Annotated in this window: 17 protein-coding genes; 7 read left to right on the top strand and 10 right to left on the bottom strand. The window is 65.8% G+C overall.

The window, feature by feature from the left end:
- Positions 1-18 precede the first annotated feature (18 nt).
- From CAL22_RS01250 to CAL22_RS01235, 5 genes are all read right to left on the bottom strand, one after another.
- A complete protein-coding gene (locus CAL22_RS01250) occupies positions 19-1,554 on the bottom strand; it encodes a hypothetical protein (protein ID WP_208621840.1) in 1,536 nt (511 codons plus the stop codon).
- Positions 1,555-1,573: 19 nt separating this feature from the next.
- Positions 1,574-2,089 (bottom strand): hypothetical protein, encoded by a 516-nt coding sequence (locus tag CAL22_RS21190; protein ID WP_208621839.1) that lies wholly within the window; start codon positions 2,087-2,089, stop codon positions 1,574-1,576.
- A gap of 20 nt (positions 2,090-2,109) precedes the next feature.
- Positions 2,110-2,472: a DsrE family protein gene (locus CAL22_RS01245; RefSeq protein WP_094809685.1), complete on the bottom strand. Its 363-nt coding sequence runs from the start codon at positions 2,470-2,472 to the stop codon at positions 2,110-2,112.
- Positions 2,473-2,514: 42 nt separating this feature from the next.
- Positions 2,515-2,754 (bottom strand): sulfurtransferase TusA family protein, encoded by a 240-nt coding sequence (locus CAL22_RS01240; RefSeq protein WP_208621838.1) that lies wholly within the window; start codon positions 2,752-2,754, stop codon positions 2,515-2,517.
- A gap of 190 nt (positions 2,755-2,944) precedes the next feature.
- A complete protein-coding gene (locus tag CAL22_RS01235) occupies positions 2,945-3,703 on the bottom strand; it encodes a TrmB family transcriptional regulator (protein WP_094809683.1) in 759 nt (252 codons plus the stop codon).
- A 194-nt stretch (positions 3,704-3,897) separates the two neighbouring features.
- On the opposite strand from CAL22_RS01235, the gene CAL22_RS01230 reads away from it, so the two are divergent.
- The 7 genes from CAL22_RS01230 to CAL22_RS01200 are packed head-to-tail and all read left to right on the top strand — an operon-like array spanning position 3,898 to position 10,384.
- Positions 3,898-5,070 carry an ABC transporter substrate-binding protein gene (locus tag CAL22_RS01230; protein WP_094809682.1) on the top strand — a complete coding sequence of 391 codons (1,173 nt, stop codon included), beginning with the start codon at positions 3,898-3,900 and terminating at the stop codon, positions 5,068-5,070.
- Between the two features lie 51 nt (positions 5,071-5,121).
- Complete coding sequence (locus tag CAL22_RS01225; protein ID WP_167383527.1) at positions 5,122-5,991, top strand: branched-chain amino acid ABC transporter permease; 870 nt, start codon at positions 5,122-5,124, stop codon at positions 5,989-5,991.
- Complete coding sequence (locus CAL22_RS01220; protein WP_094809681.1) at positions 5,988-6,950, top strand: branched-chain amino acid ABC transporter permease; 963 nt, start codon at positions 5,988-5,990, stop codon at positions 6,948-6,950. Before CAL22_RS01225 ends, CAL22_RS01220 begins: the two co-directional genes overlap by 4 nt.
- The gene (locus CAL22_RS01215) at positions 6,947-7,678 is read left to right on the top strand and encodes an ABC transporter ATP-binding protein (protein WP_094809680.1); all 732 of its coding nucleotides are present in this window, start codon (positions 6,947-6,949) and stop codon (positions 7,676-7,678) included. Before CAL22_RS01220 ends, CAL22_RS01215 begins: the two co-directional genes overlap by 4 nt.
- On the top strand, positions 7,662-8,363 hold the full coding sequence (locus tag CAL22_RS01210; RefSeq protein WP_094809679.1) for an ABC transporter ATP-binding protein: 702 nt from the start codon (positions 7,662-7,664) through the stop codon (positions 8,361-8,363). The genes CAL22_RS01215 and CAL22_RS01210 overlap by 17 nt, the downstream gene beginning before the upstream one ends.
- 12 nt (positions 8,364-8,375) lie before the next feature.
- Positions 8,376-9,311, top strand: coding sequence for a nitrilase-related carbon-nitrogen hydrolase (locus tag CAL22_RS01205; protein ID WP_094809678.1), 936 nt, complete (start codon positions 8,376-8,378; stop codon positions 9,309-9,311).
- A 14-nt stretch (positions 9,312-9,325) separates the two neighbouring features.
- The gene (locus tag CAL22_RS01200) at positions 9,326-10,384 is read left to right on the top strand and encodes a phenylacetaldoxime dehydratase family protein (RefSeq protein WP_094809677.1); all 1,059 of its coding nucleotides are present in this window, start codon (positions 9,326-9,328) and stop codon (positions 10,382-10,384) included.
- 91 nt (positions 10,385-10,475) lie between these two features.
- Here CAL22_RS01200 and CAL22_RS01195 read toward each other — a convergent pair whose 3' ends face one another.
- The 5 genes from CAL22_RS01195 to CAL22_RS01175 all read right to left on the bottom strand — a co-directional run bounded on the left by CAL22_RS01195 (position 10,476) and on the right by CAL22_RS01175 (position 16,724).
- Entirely contained in the window at positions 10,476-11,684 is a 1,209-nt protein-coding gene (locus tag CAL22_RS01195; protein WP_094809676.1) for an NAD(P)/FAD-dependent oxidoreductase, read from the bottom strand.
- Between the two features lie 263 nt (positions 11,685-11,947).
- Positions 11,948-12,847, bottom strand: a complete 900-nt coding sequence (locus tag CAL22_RS01190; RefSeq protein WP_094809675.1) for an NAD(P)-dependent oxidoreductase — start codon at positions 12,845-12,847, stop codon at positions 11,948-11,950.
- Positions 12,844-14,589 carry a dihydroxy-acid dehydratase gene (gene ilvD / locus CAL22_RS01185; RefSeq protein ID WP_094811019.1) on the bottom strand — a complete coding sequence of 582 codons (1,746 nt, stop codon included), beginning with the start codon at positions 14,587-14,589 and terminating at the stop codon, positions 12,844-12,846. The genes CAL22_RS01190 and ilvD overlap by 4 nt, the downstream gene beginning before the upstream one ends.
- A 30-nt stretch (positions 14,590-14,619) precedes the next feature.
- Positions 14,620-15,399 (bottom strand): SDR family NAD(P)-dependent oxidoreductase, encoded by a 780-nt coding sequence (locus CAL22_RS01180; RefSeq protein ID WP_094809674.1) that lies wholly within the window; start codon positions 15,397-15,399, stop codon positions 14,620-14,622.
- On the bottom strand, positions 15,396-16,724 hold the full coding sequence (locus CAL22_RS01175) for an MFS transporter (RefSeq protein ID WP_094809673.1): 1,329 nt from the start codon (positions 16,722-16,724) through the stop codon (positions 15,396-15,398). Before CAL22_RS01175 ends, CAL22_RS01180 begins: the two co-directional genes overlap by 4 nt.
- Positions 16,725-16,972 lie beyond the last annotated feature (248 nt).

Here is a 16,972-nt window from a genome sequence, read left to right as displayed (position 1 = left end):
GCAGGACTCCTGTACGAACTAGCGGCGGCGCCGGCCCCACTCGAAACCCACGCCCAGGCAGGCCAGCGCGAGGATGGCGACGACAATGATCAACGACGGCGACCAGCCGGCCCGCGACTCGGCCGCCACCGGGGCGGCCGCGACGGGCGCGGGCGCTGCGCCCGCATCGGCGCGCTGGGCGGTGGCATAACTGCGGGCCAGCATCGCTCGGCCCACGTCGAACAACATGGCCTGCCCGGCCACACGCCCCTGGCCCAGAACCAGATCGACGTTCTCGACGTCCGGGCCGCCCAGATTGATGGAGCGCGCGCCGTCGCGATCTTCGATATGCCAGCCGGTCACCTTGCCGTTATCGATGCCGTCGACCGCGATCTTGAAATACCCTTCCGGTCCGGTATAGGCCTCGCCCGGCTTAAGCCGTATCGTTTCCTTGTTGACCAGCATGAAGCCGAACTGATGCCCGGTCGGGCAGCCCACCGGATAACTGGCGTAACGCGTGTCAGGTGCGTAGTCGGCGCCATAAGCCAGGCTGAATGCCTTGCCGTACACCTTGAGGTTGGCCTTGCCGTCTTCGAAGGCCTTGGGCCAGGGCGACAGAAAGACCACGATGTCGCCATCCTCGAAGACCAGTGCCTTGCGCGCCGCCGTATCTTCGATCAGCCTGGCCGGTTGCACCGGACCCAACGTGCGCGTCTTGACGACCTTGCCGTCTTCGAGGAGTTCGAGCGTGACGGTGTCATGGCCGACCGCCGCCACACGCAGCGTGCGTGCGCCGATCTGCCATTGCTCGCCCGCGCCGGCCAGGCCCGCATGGATCTTGTCCTCGGCATACAGCAGGCGGTCGGTGCGCACTCCGCTCAGCCAGTCGAACACCATCTTCTGCGGCGACACCTCGCGCGCCTGGCCCTGGTTGTAGAGCTGGTTGAATCGCGTGCCCCACCAGTTGGTCTCATTGGCCGACAGGATGGGATTGCCGAACGCCCACTCCCAATCGGTACCCGCGATGGTGCGCACATGCAGCGCGTGGTTGGCCATGGTCTCATGGCCAACCGTCGCATAGTATTGGTACACCTGCCCGCCCACCACCACGCTGCCGCCCGCGGGAATGGTGACGTTTTCCTGCACCTCGATGGACATGTCGTAGTCGACGAAGGTGGCCATGCGGCCCAGCATGGGCACTTGCTCGCCGCGCAGCGCCACCTCGCCGCCCCAAGTATCTTCCAGGTAGTACAGGCCGCCCGGCGGAATGACCACTTCGCCCTGTTCGACGCGGCTCTGGCGGATGAAGACACCGTCGTACTTAGCGATCTTGCGGCCAAAATCATCGCTGACCATGCGGTACTGCGGCAAGCCAGGCAGGCCGGTGACGTAAGCGGGTTTGACCGGCCGCTCGGCGATCAGCGAGAACGGCGGCGGCGCAATGGGTTCGGCGGCGATGGGATGGGCCAGCGGCACATCCGGGCGAGCCGGCGTCAGCACGCTGGCACCGTCCAGCGCATAGGCCGGCAACGCGACCATACAGGCCGCGACTGTGGCGGCGTAGCGGATTTTCATAGGTGGCACTCGATGGAATTCAAACCCGGGCCGCCCGCGGCGGCAGCGCACAGGCGTTGGCGCGCCGCGACAGGAACAGCACGCCCCAGCCCGTCAGCAGCAGCGTGTTCAAGGCGATCAGCCATTTCGGTACGTCGGCGAGAAAACCGCCTGCGATCCCCAATCCGACGACCGACAGGGCCGGCGCCAGGCAGCTCACGCACAGCGCGGAGACCGCCAGCGCGCCACTGCCCGCGGCCACGCCGGCCGAGGCGGCGCCGCCGCGGCGACCGATGCTCAGGGCGAAGGCCATGAAGGCCAGCGCCAGGCCGACGGTGATGGCCGTGAAGTACTCCTGCTTGCGCACGAAGCTGATACCGAAAGCCTGGGTGCGTTCATAAGTCAGCCCGCCGCCCGTGGCGAATTCGCCCGGCAAAAAGCCGCATTCCTCGGCGGCGGCGGCCGTGGCAGGCAGCTCGAAAACGGCATAGCTGACCGCGACATACGCCAGGGCGGCCAACACGAATACCGTGCACATCAAACGACGGACTGACATGAGCGTCTCCCGAAGGTGGATCAATAGCTGATGCTGGGCGCGCCCTCGCTCATGAATTCCACCAGCTTGGCGCCGCCGACGATCTTGGCGCCGGGAATCAGCTTGTTCTCATCCAGCGCGCGTTTCTTGAAGCACGGCGAACACACGTAGATTTCGCCGCCCGCGGCCGCGAAGTTGTCCATCAGTTCCTTGAGCGGGGCGAAGCCCGCCTCGTGGATCTCATCCGCATAACCTTGCTGAGACAGCCGCGTGCCCTCGATGGAGAGAAACACCACGGTTTGCTTGTCGGAAGCGACGGCGGCATTGGCCACCACGAAGGCCACGGTTGCCTTATCGGTATCGTTCTTGGAACAGGTCAGCGAGACGACGAATTTTCCAGCCATGTTGAGCCTCCAGGGTGTTGAAGTAAGAATGGATAAACAACGCTACCAATCCAGCCGCGAGCGTATCCAGAAGGTGTGCGTCGCGGCATCGTAGTGCTCGAGGGAGTTGCGGGTCATGCGGCAGAAGGCCGGAATGTCGTGGATCGCGCCCGGATCATGCGCGACCACGCGCATCAGCCCGCCAGGCATGCTTTTGAGGTGCTTGCGCAGTTTGAGCACGAGTTCGCCGCAACCCATGTTGCCGGCGTCCCAGAAGTCTTCGCCTTGACGGAGTGCGGACACAGCGCGTCACCGGCCAGACAGTCTGGCCAGACAGGACATGGGAGAGATGGAGAGAGAAAAAACAGGCGTAGTCATGGCGGCAAGGACCTTGCACAGCGGCGACGAAAGAACGCAGCCCGACGGGCTGCTGCACTAAGCATATTAGCGCCAGTTGGCAAAAGACAAGCCGCGCTGCACCACGCCCTGGCCGTCAGGCCGCTGCATGCCCGCCGGACTTGACGGCCCCGGCCCACAGCGAATAGAAAAAAGAACGATTCAAAGACGCCAGCTCGCGGCTTTCGATCACCATGGCGTAGTTCTCCTCCTTGGAAGACACATACGTCACCTTGTCGTCGGCGATGTACATCGTCATGCCCAGATCGAGTTCGGCCGGCACGTATCGCAGCTCGCGCAGTTCGCCGCCGCTCGTGGGCCAGATCCTTTCGGTCTCGCGCGCCGGCGAGCGCAGCACGTTAAGGCGTATGCCGCGCCTGACGCGCTCGGCGATGAAGCCATCCATCCATTGCGCGCCGGGCTCTTCGAGCAACTCATGCATGGACAGCACCCCCAGCAGCAACTTGCTGCGGCACTCCAGGGTTTCCCACAGCGCGCGATGTATGCCCTCCGCCCCCTCGTACATGCGGGTGCGCGGCTTGCGCGGCGAGCCGTTATACAGCGAGCGCAGTTCGGGAACGAGTTCGTCGAGCATGAGCCGCTTACGCTCCCAATCCCGGATCAGCACGCTCGGGTCGGCCGGTAGCACGCGCCGCACGCCGGCGGCCTCGCCCTCCTGCGCCACCAGCCCGCGGCGCTCCAGGCGTTCGAGCAGATCGTAGCCGTTGGTGCGCGACACCCCGGCGCGGGTGGCGACCTCCGTGACCGAGGCCGAGCCCAGCTGCAGCGCTGCAAGATAAAAGCGGCGCTCCTTCTCGTCCAAGCCCAAGGCCTGCAGTTGCGCATCGATCTCCATGCCGTCTCCTTTGTCGATTATTTTCGACAACAATATATCCCGTAAAGCCCTGTTTTACAAGGGTATTAATAGGGGAAAACGCCAGCAAGGCGGAATTCTTGTCGAATTTATTTGACGTGGGTTTTGACGCTGCCTAGACTGCTTTCCAACCGCTTGCTGCGGTACACAAAAATGTCAGTCCAAGGAGAAAGAACATGGCTCGCTGGTTAACAGTGACTTTATTGAGCGCCGCCTTGCTCGGTCCGGCCGCCGCCTCGGCGGAAACCGTGAACATCGGCGTCGTGCTGCCCCTGAGCGGCCCCAATGCCCAGTTCGGCATCAATGCCAAGAACGGCATCGAACAGGCGCTCGAAGAGATGAAGCCCGCGCTGGGCGATCTCGATGTCAAGCTGGTCTACGCGGATGTTCCGGCCCCCAACGCCGCGGCCGCCGCCGTGCAGCGCCTGGTCAGCCAGAACCAGGTCGTGGGCATCGTGGGCTCATTCGTGAGCTCCATCACGCTGGCGGCTTCGGAAGTCACCGAGCGCGCCGGCATCCCCATGATCACGCACTCCTTCGCCGACCAGATCACCAATCGCGGCTACCGCTACATCTTCCAGGTGGCTCCCAAAGCCACCACCTTTGGCGAGAAGCAATTCCAGTACGCCAAGGACGTCGCCGCCAAGGCCGGACAGAAACTGTCGAAGATCGCGATCTTCTATGAAGACACCGCCTACGGCACCTCACAGGCCGAAGGCATCCGCAAGGCCGCCGCCAAGGACGGCGTGGAGGTCGTGATCGATGATGGCTACCCATTGGGCATCACCGATGTCGCGCCGCTGGTCAACAAACTGCGCCGCTCCGACGCCCAGGTGGTCTTCCCCGTGTCGTACTTCAACGACGGCCTGCTCATCATCCGCACCATGCGGCAGCAGCGCGTGAACCTGCCCGTCATCGGCGGCGCCGCCGGCTACATCGTGCCTGACTTCCAGAAGGGCCTCGGCGAATATGCCGAAGACGTGTTCTCGATCGCGCCGGCCAACTACGATGCAGCGCCGGACATCGCCGCGCGCTACAAGGCCAAGCACGGCGTGTTCATGGCCCACGAATCCATCATGTACGGCGCGGCGCTGCAGCACATGATCGCGGCCATCCAGCAAGCCAAATCCACCGATCCCGAGAAAATCCGCAACGCCGTGGCCAGCCTGAAGAAGTGCGACGGCTTTGCCGCCGGCATTCCCGGCGGCTGCACCGCCTTTGACGCCAAAGGCCTGACCTCCACCGCCTATCCCATCTTCGTGCAATGGCGCGGCACCGATCTGGTGACCGTCTTCCCCGACGCCGCTGCCAAAGCGCCGGCGCGCTGGATGGGCGCCGAAGTCAAGTAACCCCTCTTTACTTCCCCGAGGGCCGGCCCGCGCCGGCCCGCAGGATGCTCCATGATCTCCGCATTTCTTCAAACCCTGATTGACGGGCTGCTGATCGGCGGGGTCTACGGCGTGATCGCCGTCGGCCTGTCGCTGGTGTTCGGCGTGCTCAAGATCGTCAATTTCGCGCAGGCGGAATTCCTGATGATAGGCATGTACGCCGCCTGGTTCGCCTGGGCCTACCTGGGCCTGGATCCCGTGCTGGGCGCCTTCGTCTCCCTGGCGGTGGGCTTTGCGCTGGGCGCGCTCTGTCAGCGGCTGCTGGTGCAGCATGTGCTCAAAGCACCGCCGGTGGCGCAGATTTTCCTGACCGTCGGCCTGCTGGCGGTGATCGAGAACGGCGCGCTGATGCTGTTTGGCTCGGAGTTCCGTTCGGTGCGCACGCCTTACCAGACCGCCGCCCTGGAGATCGGACCGCTGTTCATCTCCGTGCCCTATCTGGTGGCCTTCATCGCCGCCCTGGTGATCTCGGGTGCGCTATGGCTGCTGTTGACGCGCAGCTGGATCGGCCGGGCCATCCGCGCCACCTCGCAAAACGCCAATGCCGCGCAACTCTTCGGCATCGATACGCGCACCGTCTATGCCATCGCCTTCGGACTGGGAACCGGCCTGACCGCCTTTGGCGGCGGCGTCATTCTCAGCTATTCGGCCGTCAGTCCCACCGCCGGTGCGCAATTCGTCGTCCTGATGTTCACCGTCGTGGTGCTGGGCGGCTTGGGCAGCGTCCTGGGCGCCTTGGTCGGCGGCCTCATCGTCGGCGTCATCCAGTCGCTCTCCACCCTCGTCATGCCCATACAACTGCAGAACCTCGCGCTGTTCGTGGTCTTCATCACTTTTCTGGCCTTCCGCCCGCAGGGCTTGCTGGGCAAGGGGGCACGATGAAAAAGTCTGTGCTCCTCATCGCCATCGTCGCCATCGCCGCGCTGGGCCTGTCGCTGGTGCTCGACCCGCGCGGCTACGCGGTGCGCGTGCTGTGCCTGGTCCTGATGGCCGCCACCCTGGGCCAATGCTGGAACATCGTCGGCGGCCTGGCCAACCAGATCTCGCTCGGTCACGCGGCCTTCTTTGGCATCGGCGCCTATTCCTCGACCGTGCTGCAGACCCTGTGGGGCATCACGCCGTGGCTGGGCATGCTGCTGGGCATGGTCCTGGCCATGCTGGCGGCCATCGTCCTGGCCCTGCCGACCATGCGCCTCAAAGGCCCGTACTTCGCCCTGGCCACGCTGGCTTTCGGCGAGGCATGCCGCATCCTGGCGACCTCACTGCCCGGCATTACGGGCGGCCCCCAGGGCATCTCCGTGCCTTTCGTGGGTAACTCCTGGCTCATGATGCAGTTCCGCGGCGCGGGCAACTACGTCTATCTCTTTACCGGGCTGTTCGTCATTGTCTCGCTGGTGTTTGCCTGGCTGGCGCACGGCAAGATGGGCTATCTGCTGCGGGCCGTGCGCGAGAACGAAGATGCCGCCGAGGTCGCCGGAGTCGATACGCTCAAGGTCAAACTTACCGGCGCGCTGATCTCCGCGGCGCTGACAGCCGCCACCGGCACGCTGTTCGCGCAGTTCACCTTCTTCTTTGATCCGGAAAGCGTTTTCAGCGCGGCGGGCATCTCCATCCGTGCCGCCCTCATCGCCATCGTCGGCGGCGTCGGCACCCTGGCCGGCCCCATCATCGGCGCGCTGGTCGTCGTGCCGCTCGAAGAAGTCCTCAACACGTATCTGTCCAATAAGGCAGCCGGCATCGCGCCCTTTACGTTCGGCGTGGTGCTCATCGCCATCGTGCTGTGGCGTCCACGCGGGCTGGTATCGGTATTCCGCGGCAAGCGGGCAGGAGCACGCGCATGACCGCCACTTTGATCGCCAGCAATCTGACCGTCCGGTTCGGCGGCCTGGTGGCCGTCAACGATGTCTCTTTCAGCATCCGGCCCAAGGAAATCATCGGCCTCATCGGCCCGAACGGCGCCGGCAAAACCACGTTGTTCAGCATGCTGGTGGGCATGTACAAACCCACGTCGGGACAGATTCACTTCGACGGCAAACGCATCGACCGCAAACGCCCGCACGTCATCGCGCGTCAGGGCATGACCAAGACCTTCCAGAACACCGCGCTGTTTCCCGAGATGAGCCTGCTGGAAAACGTCACGACGGCCGGCTTGCTGCATCACAAGCTGCCCGACGCGCGCGCCCTGGCCTGGGACTGCCTGGACAAAGTCGGGCTGCGCGACCAGGCACACGCCGACGTCGATGACCTGACGTTTCCGCAAAAGGCGCTGGGCGAAGTCGCCCGCGCCCTGGCCACCGAGCCGCGCATCCTGCTGCTCGACGAGGTGATGGCCGCGCTCACGCCGCCGGAGATGGATGCCGTCATGGCGACGCTGCGCGAGTTGCGCGACCGCGACGGCCTGACGCTCATCGTGGTCGAACACCACATGCGCGCCATCATGCGCCTGTGCGAAAGACTTCTGGTGCTGAATTTCGGCCGGCTGATCGCCGACGGCACGCCGGCCGACGTCTCCGCCAACCCCGATGTCATCTCCGCCTATCTGGGAGGCAGCCATGCTCAGCATACGTAATCTCACGGGCGGCTACGGACCCCGGCCGGTTCTGCACGACGTGAACATCGACGTGCAGGCCGGCGAAACCGTCGCCATTCTGGGCGCCAACACGGCCGGCAAGACGTCGATCATCCGCGCCATCTGCGGGCAACTGCCCAAACTGAGCGGCACCATCGCGTTCGAAGGCCGCAATCTGACGGAATTGCCCGCACACCGGCGCGTCAATGCCGGTGTGGCCTGCGTGCCGGAAGGCCGGCATGTCTTTCCTGAAATGAGTGTCCACGACAACCTGCTGCTGGGCGCCTACAACCGCCGGGGCGCGGACCTGAGCGCCGATATCCAGGCCTGCTTCACGCTGTTTCCGCGCCTGGCCGAACGCCGCGGCCAGATGGCCGGCACCTTGTCGGGCGGCGAGCAGCAGATGGTCGCCTTCTGCCGCGCGCTGATGGCCCGGCCGCGCTTGCTGCTGCTCGATGAGCCCAGCCACGGTCTGGCTCCCATGATGGTCGACGAAGTGCACGACGCCATCCTGAAGGTCAACGCCCAGGGCATCTCCGTGTTGCTGATTGAACAGAACGTGGCCAGCGCCCTGCGCGTCGTGGGCCGGGCCTATGTTCTGGAAAGCGGCCGCATCGCCATGCATGGCAGCGCCGCCGAACTCGAATCCAACGACGATATCCGTCGTACCTATCTCGGCATTTAGAAGGAAATCCACATGGCTAAGTTCAAGGCCGCGGTCGTTCAGGCCGCCTCCATTACCGAAGACACGCCGGCCACGGTGGCCAAGGCCTGCGCGCTGATCGCCGATTGCGCGCGCCAGGGCGCCGACATCGCGGTGTTTCCCGAAGCCTTCATCGGCGGCTACCCCAAGGGAGCGAGTTTCGATATCGCCATCGGCGTGCGCACGGCCCAGGGCCGCGACGAGTTCCGGCAATACTTCGACCAGGCCATCGTCGTACCCGGCGCGCAGACCGACGCACTGGGCGCGGCCGCCGCTGAAGCCGGCCTGTTCGTGACGATCGGTGTCATCGAGCGCGACGGCGGCACCCTCTACTGCACCGTGCTGTTCTTCGGCCCGGACGGCACGCTGCTGGGCAAGCACCGCAAGCTCATGCCCACGGCCGCCGAGCGCCTGTGCTGGGGCTTTGGCGACGGCTCCACGCTGACCACGGTGGACACGCCCTGGGGCCAGATGGGTTCGGTCATCTGCTGGGAAAACTACATGCCCTTGCTGCGCATGGCCATGTACGGCAAAGGCGTGTCCATCTACTGCGCCCCGACGGCCGACGACCGCGATAGCTGGGAGGCCACCATGCGCCATGTCGCCCTCGAGGGCCGCTGCTTCGTCCTGTCGGCCTGCCAGTACCTGAAGCGTTCCGAATTTCCTCAAGGCATGAAGAACCTCATCACGGATCAGGACGATGACCTGCTGATGCGGGGCGGCAGCCTCATCATCGATCCGCTCGGACGTGTGCTGGCCGGCCCGGACTTCAGTGGCGAGACCATCCTGACGGCCGAGCTCGACACCGACGACCTGGCGCGCGGCAAGTTCGACTTCGATGTCGCCGGACACTACGGCCGGCCAGACATCTTCCAACTCACCGTGCAAGAGCGGCCCATGTCTGTGATCCAGACGGTGGGCGAGGACTGAAACAGGGGGCCGTCATGACGTTCGAAGTTCAGTACCCACGCACCATCGCCGCCCGCCGGCCGCCCGGCCATCAGCCGGCCGCGCCGCGGTTTTCGCTGCGCTGGGACAAGCCCGTGGCCATGCTCACCACCGCTTACTTCGGCATCCAGGCCGAGGTCTTGAGCTGGGAAGACGAGCAGGCCTTTCACCGCCTCATGCAGCCCTGGCTCGACGACCCCTATGGTCCGCAAAGCTATGAGTTCATGCGTTGCCTGGACGAAGCCGGCCATACCAATGGCATCGTGGTGGCGTACTGGACCGACCCGGGGCAATACGCTGCCTGGATGCACCAGACGGGCTTCCGGCGCTGGTTTACCGATGCCGCGCGCCTGCAGGAGCGTTTCGGCTACTGGAACGAGACGGTCAGCGTGCCCTATGACCGCCACGAAACCATTTATTCCAAGCCGACCTACCGCATCGGCTTTGGCCGCACGCCGGACAGCACCATCGTCTCCATCACCAACAATGGCTACTTTGGCGCGGCGCGCGACCGGCTGCCCGTCTCGGCAATAGACGAACTGCTCAGCCCCTGGGGTGAGCAGTTGCCGCAGCCGGCCGTGCCGGCCAGCCGCGGCGCGCGCCTGATGGTGCGCGTGCCGCACAATGTAGCGATGCTACGTTCGGGCCAGTTCTGGGAAGGCGCAGGGCTCGAGCAGACCGAGGACTATCTCCAGGCGCTGCAGCCCAAGCTCATGCGCGGTATGAACTTCCTGCGCGACCACAAAGTGGCCACGGGCTGTATGTCCTTGCGCATCATGGCCAATCTGAACGAGGACGGCTCACCCCGGCAGGAAACCTCGGTTGCGGCCTACTTCCTGTCGATGGCCCACCTGGAGGGCTGGGCGGCTTCGCACGAGACGCATCTGGACATCTACCGCCACGCCATCGACATGAACCGGCTGCACAAAGACAAACGCGAAGTCGTCACCTGGCACGAGCTCTTCGTGCTGCAAGACGGCCATGCCTTCGAATACGTCAACTGTCATCCGGCCACCGGCATGCTGCCGTTCTGCGAACCTTGGGCACCGGCCTGACCTGCGCCAGAGAAACGGGGCCGGGAGTTTTCACCCCCGGCCCCGCGCAAGCCAGCACAGAAACGATCGCGCCCCGGGCGGGCGCGACATCTCAGCAATGCGTTTTCAGCGCCACCGCCGGATCCAGCAGCACGTCCACGGGCGGATGCTCGGCCAGATCCAGCAGCTTGCGCGCCGCCATATGATCCAGCGGTGCATTGATGGATTCCACGCACATCAAACGCCCATTGAGGAAATGCATCACCGACAGGCTGCCGGGTTTTGCACCCGGGCGGATGCGCCGCTCGCACCCCGCCGGAGCAATCCCGGCGATCTGCAGACGCAATGCCCCTTGATCGGACCAGAACCAGGGCAGGGCGTGGTACTCGGCAGCCTGCCCGCCCAGCACCGCTGCCAGCACCCGGGCCTGATCATTGGCGTTCTGGACCGACTCCAGACGCAGCGCGCGCCCTTCGCGCGCATACGGGAATGCCGTGCAGTCGCCAATGGCATGGATATGCGGGTCCGACGTTTGCATGCGGCCGTCGACCACAATGCCGTTGTTGACCTCCAGGCCGGCCGCTTCGGCCAGGCGAGTCTCGGGCACCGCGCCGATGCCGGCAATCAGGAGTTCGACCGCATGTGCCTGGCCCGCTGCGCGCAGGCTGCGCACCCGGCCATCGGCCACGTCGAAGCCCTCGACGGCCGCGCCCAGATGCAGCGCGATGCCGGCCTCGCGCAGGTTGGCGCTGACCAGATCCGAAATCTCAGGCGAGACCGAACGCGCCAACAGCCGATCCTGACTCTCGAATACCGCTACCTGCTTGCCCAGCGCTGCCGCCGTGGCAGCCACTTCGAGCCCGATGAAACCGCCGCCCAGCACCGTGACACTGCCGGCCGCGGCCAGGGCCTCGCGCAGACGCTGCGCGTCGGCCACGCTGCGAACGTAATGCAGATTGGCCGGCTCGGGCTCCAGGCCCGGCAGCCGCCGCGCGCGCGTGCCGGTGGCCAGCACCAGCTCGTCGTAGCTGAGCTGCGCGCCCGAGGCCAGCGTCACCTTGCGCTCGGCCCGATCGATGGCGACCGCGGTTTCGCCCAACAGCAGGCGTACTCCGGCGTCGTCATAGGCCTTAGCCGGCCGCAAGAGCGCGGGCTCGGCGGCGGCGTCCTTGATGAAAGTCTTGGACAGCGGCGGCCGGTGATAGGGCAGATGCGCTTCTTCGCTGATCAGCGTGATGGCCATGTCCTGGCCGCTGTCGGCCAGACTGCCGCAAAGTTGTGCGGCGGCGTGACCGCCGCCAATGATGACGATTTGGCGCATGAAGGCCCTCCTGAATTGCCAACCGATCGCAGGCTTGCGCCGCGTGGGCGGGTGCGTTCGCTACCCCGGCCGCACCGGTATTACGTGCAAGATAAGCCGCGAACTCTACCCGATATTCGCTCATGATAACGAGCCGGCCTTCAGGATCGGTCCGGACGGCCGCAGGGGCCGGGTGCCAGGCAGGCCCCTGCGCGGGGCCAACGACGCCGGCTCCCGCCTGGGCGGCCGTCCGATGCGCGGCGGCCCGAGGAGCCGGCGGGCGGTCAGCGGGGCTGGCCAGCCCTGGCGCTTTCCTCCGCGCAGATACGAAAGACCTGCGACAAATCGTCTTCAGCCCAGCCGCGCGCCATGGCGGCTTGCAGCAGCCCCCGCACGGCGGGCAGCACGCGCAGCACCGTGTGGCTGTCTTCGGCGAGCTCGGCGATGGCGTCCAGATCTTTGAGCAAGACGCGGATCGTGCCCGAAGCCTGCAGGGGCGGCTGCACCATGCGCGGCCACAATGTCTGCAGCAGCACCGAATCCGCCCAGCCGCCTTGCAGGGCCGCCGGCATCGCCGCGCAATCGATGCCATTGCGCGCGGCCAGCACAAAGGCTTCAGCCAGCGCCGACAGCGTGGTGGCCACGACCATCTGATTGGCCAGCTTGCTCGTCTGCCCGGCGCCGACGTCCCCCATGCGCGTCACGCGCGCCGCAAAGGCCATGAGCGCCGGCGTCACGGCCGCGATGGCCGCTTGCGGCCCGCCCGCGATGACGGCCAGGGTGCCGCGCTCGGCGCCCGCCGTCCCGCCCGAAACCGGCGCGTCGATCCAGACCCCGCCGGTCGCCTCGTTCCAGCGCTGCGCCAATGCTTGAGTCAACGCCGGCGACAGCGTCGAATGATCCACCAGAAAGCGCGGCGGCCGGGCCGCAACAGCCAGGCCCTGCGCGCCGAAGACCACCTCCTGCACGGCCGGGCCATCGCCCAGGCACAGCAACACCATGTCCACCCGGTCGGCCAGTGCCGCCGGCGTGTCGCAGGCGTGCGCGCCGGACTCGACCAGGGCCGTGAGTTTGCCCGCGGAGCGATTCCACACCGCGACCTCGTGGCCGGCGGCCAGCAAGCGGCGCACCATGGGCTCGCCCATGCGGCCGATGCCGCAAAACCCGATACGCGGCCCGGTCATCGCGCACCGCCCTCGGCCAGCGAACCCGGCTCCTGCGGCGTGTCGTACGGCCAGTCGACGGCGCCCGAGTGCGTCACCGCGCCCAGCGCCGCCGGGCGGACCAGTGCCTCGTATTTTTCCAGCACCCCGCCGAGCCGGCCTCGCACAAAGGGGCGCGCCTGAGCGGCGCGCGCGGCCAGCTCATCGTCGGACAGCGCTACGTCCAAACGTCCCTTGAGCGCATCGATGTGAATCCGGTCGCCGTCGCGCAGCAAACGAATCGGGCCGCCCGCCGCCGCTTCGGGGCCGACATAGCCGATGCACATCCCGCGCGTGGCGCCGGAGAACCGTCCGTCGGTCAGCAGGGCGACTTTCTCGCCCATGCCCTGACCGTAGATGGCGGCCGTCACGCTGAGCATTTCGCGCATGCCGGGCCCGCCCTTGGGGCCCTCATTGCGGATCACCAGCACGTCGCCTTCCTGGTAGCCCTGCGCGGCCACCACGGCCATGCAATCCTCTTCGGTCTCGAAAACCCGCGCCGTCCCGGAGAACACCAGTTGCTTGAGCCCCGCGGTCTTCAGGGCCGCGCCATCGGGCGCGAGATTGCCGCGCAAGACCACCAGCCCGGCATTGGGCGACAGGGGTTCGTCGTGCGGCTTGACCACCCGCCCGTCCGGGCCGGGGAAAGCCTGCAGCGCCTCCTGCAGTGTCTGGCCGCTTTGCGTCAGGGTATCGCCATGAATATGGCCGCCGGCCAGCAAAGCATTGAGCACCGCCGGCACGCCGCCGACGTTGTGCAGATCAACCGCCAGATAACGCCCGCCAGGCTGCATATCGCCGATCAGCGGCGTGCGCGCCAGCACTTCGGACACATCGTCGAGCGTGAAGCGTATGCCGGCCTCGTGCGCGATGGCCGGGATATGCAGCATGGCATTGGTGGACCCGCCCGTGGCCGCCACGGCCGCACAGGCGTTCTCCAGGCTTTTGCGCGTGACCAGATCGCGCGGCAGCGGACCGCCGCCGCGCAAGGCGCGCATTACATTCTCGCCGGCACGCCGGGCGATGGCGATACGTTCGCTATAGACCGCGGGCACCATGGCCGATCCCAGCGGAGCCAGGCCCAGCACCTCGGCCACCATGGCCATGGTGTTGGCGGTGAACTGCCCGGGACAGGACCCCGCCGTCGGAGTGCAGCGCTTCTCGATGCCGGCCAGCGTCTCGGCGGACATCTTGCCTTGCTGCGCCGTACCGACGGCTTCGATGGCCGTCAGGATGGTGGCTTGCGAGCCGTCGGGCAGGGTGCCGGGCAGCATGGCGCCGCCAAACAGAAAAACGCCCGGCACATTGACCCGCACCATGCCCATCAGAATGCCGGGCAGCGTTTTATCGCAGCCGGCCACGCCAACCAACGCGTCGTAGCAATGCGCCCGCACGAACAGTTCGACGCTGTCGGCGATGGTTTCGCGCGACACCAGGGAAAAACGCATACCGGCGTGGTTCATGGACGTGCCGTCCGACACCGAAATCGCCGAGCCGCGGATAGGCACGCCCCCGCCTGCGGCCACGCCCAGCCGCACATTATCCGAGATCTGATTCAAGGACATGGAACAGGGCGTGTTCTCGCCGAAGGTATCGACGATGGCCACGAAAGGCTTGGCGATCGCCTCATCATCCAGACCCGTGGCGCGCAGAAAGGCACGATGCGGCGTGCGGGTCACACCCTCGGTCACGATGCGCGAGCGGTGTTTATGCAAGTCTTTCATGGTCAGCATCCTTAAGTGTCGCCACGGCGATCATGTGTTCAACAACAGGCCGTTCTCGATCGCCAGCACCTGGCCCGTCATGGCCGGCGCCTGAGTCGCCAGAAACCAGCTCAGCTCGGCGATCTCGCCGGGCGAGGCCACGCGCTTGAGCGGCGCGTTCTCGCGCATGCTGGCCAGCACGCGCGCATAAGCCTCGTCGCCCAGCGTGCGGCGCAGCAGGCCGTCGTCCACCATGCCCGGCGCGATCGCGTTGACCCGCACCTCGGGCGCCAGCGTGCGCGCCAGCGACAACGTCAGGCTGTTGACCGCGCCCTTGGACGCGGCGTAGGCAATGGACGAGCCCGTGCCATTCAAGGCGGCCAGCGACGAGATATTGATCACCGCGGCCGAGTCGCTGCCCGGCGCCCGCGCGCGCAGCAGATCGGCGGCCGCGCGCGTCATCTGAAACATGCCGATGAGGTTCACGCGATAAATCCGCTCGAATTCGTCGGCATCGACGCCGTCCAGATCTCCATGCGGAATCACGCGCGTCGTGCCGGCGCTGTTGACCAGGCAATCCAGCCGGCCCCACCGCTGCGCCACCGCCTGAACCAGCGCGCGGCAATCCTGATCCTGCCCGACGTCGGCGTCCCGGATCAACACGTCGGCACCGGCCGCGCGGCATTCGGCGCCGGTCGCCTCGGCCGCCGCGCGCGTGCCGGCATCAAAATTGGTGATGGCCACCGCCCAGCCCGAGCGGGCGAAGCGCAGGGCCGTGGCCGCGCCGATGCCGGTCGCCCCGCCGGTGACCAAGCAAACGGGCGCGCTCACGAGGCGCTCCGCACGGGCTTCATCGACACCGAGATCACCGCACCCACGACCAGCGCCAGCGCCAGCACAATCATGCCCGGCAGCAATTGACCCGTGCTGTCCTTCAGAAAACCGATCAGATAGGGGCTGGCGAAACCGGCCAGATTGCCAATGGAGTTGATCAGCGCAATGGCCGCGGCCGCGGCCGCGCCACCCACCATCGCGGTCGGAATGCCCCAGAAAACCGGGGCGATGGAATTGATCCCGATGGCCGCGACGATCAGGGCCACGATGGACCAGGCCATGTGGTTGACCAGCAGCACCGAAGCCAGCATGCCGCCGGCGCCAAGCAGGCAGCAGATGGCCACGTGCCAGCGGCGCTCATTGTGCCGATCCGCATGGCGCGCGATCAGAATCATGGCCACCGCGCTGATCAGCGAGGGCACGGCCGACAGCAGACCAATATTGCCCAGGTCCGCCACGCCGGTGGAGCGAATCATGGTCGGCAGCCAGAACACCAGGCCGTAGTTGCCCATGGCGATGCAGAAGTACAGCAGGCTGAGCAGCCAGACCTTCGGATTGCGAAAGACCTCGCGCACGGTGTGATGGGCCCGCGTGCCCGCATCGGCGGCCAGGTCGGCGGCCAGCAAACGCTTCTCGTCGTCGCTGAGCCATTTGACGGTTTCGATACGGTCCTGCAGCACGAAGAACGCCGCAATGCCCACGAGCAGCGAGGCGATGCCTTCGATCAGGAACATCCATTGCCAGCCCGCCATATCGTGCACGCCGGCGAAGCTTTGCATGATCCAGCCGGACAACGGCCCCCCGATGGCGCCGGACACCGGAATCGCCACCATGAACAGGGCGATGATCTGCGAGCGGCGGCTGGCGGGAAACCACGTCGACAGATACAGCACGATGCCGGGAAAGAAGCCTGCCTCGGCCACGCCAAGCAGAAAGCGCAGCACATAGAAAGAGGTCGCGCCCTGCGTGAACAGGGTCAGACAGGAGATGATGGACCACGTCACCATGATGCGCGCGATCCACATGCGCGCGCCTACGCGATGCAGAATCAGATTGCTCGGCACTTCGAAGATGAAGTAGCCCAGAAAGAACATCCCCGCGCCCGCGCCATAGACCGTCTCCGACAAGGACAGATCGGCAAGCATCTGCAGCTTGGCGAAGCTGATGTTCACCCGGTCGATATAGGCGACGATGAAGGCCAGGAACAGAAAGGGAATCAGGTGCAGGGTGAGTTTGCGATACAGGGCATCGCGTGCGCCCGAATCGGCGGCTGCACTGAGGCCGGCGGGCGCGGATGCGCCGCCAGAAAGGGACGAACTCATGAGTACTGTCTCCGTAGTTGCATGCCTTGTGGCACGTCGTGTATTGCCAGCCATTCTGCAAAAGGTTATGCGTTACCTCTTGGCCCGACACCGGCAAATTCTTGCCTGGCGGCTTACCGCGGCTCGATGAGCACGCGCAGTTGCGCTGTCCGCAGCATTATTACGATTGCGGATAGCCGGCGACAAATCACTGTTAGAGCCTACGGCATAACCATTTGGTTATGATTGACGTACCGCAACCTGCCCGC

Origin of the sequence: Bordetella genomosp. 12 (assembly GCF_002261355.1) — a bacterium.
Classification (GTDB): domain Bacteria; phylum Pseudomonadota; class Gammaproteobacteria; order Burkholderiales; family Burkholderiaceae_B; genus Bordetella.
The sequence above is the reverse complement of the archived record's forward strand: the minus strand, read 5'-3'. Positions and strand labels throughout refer to the sequence as shown.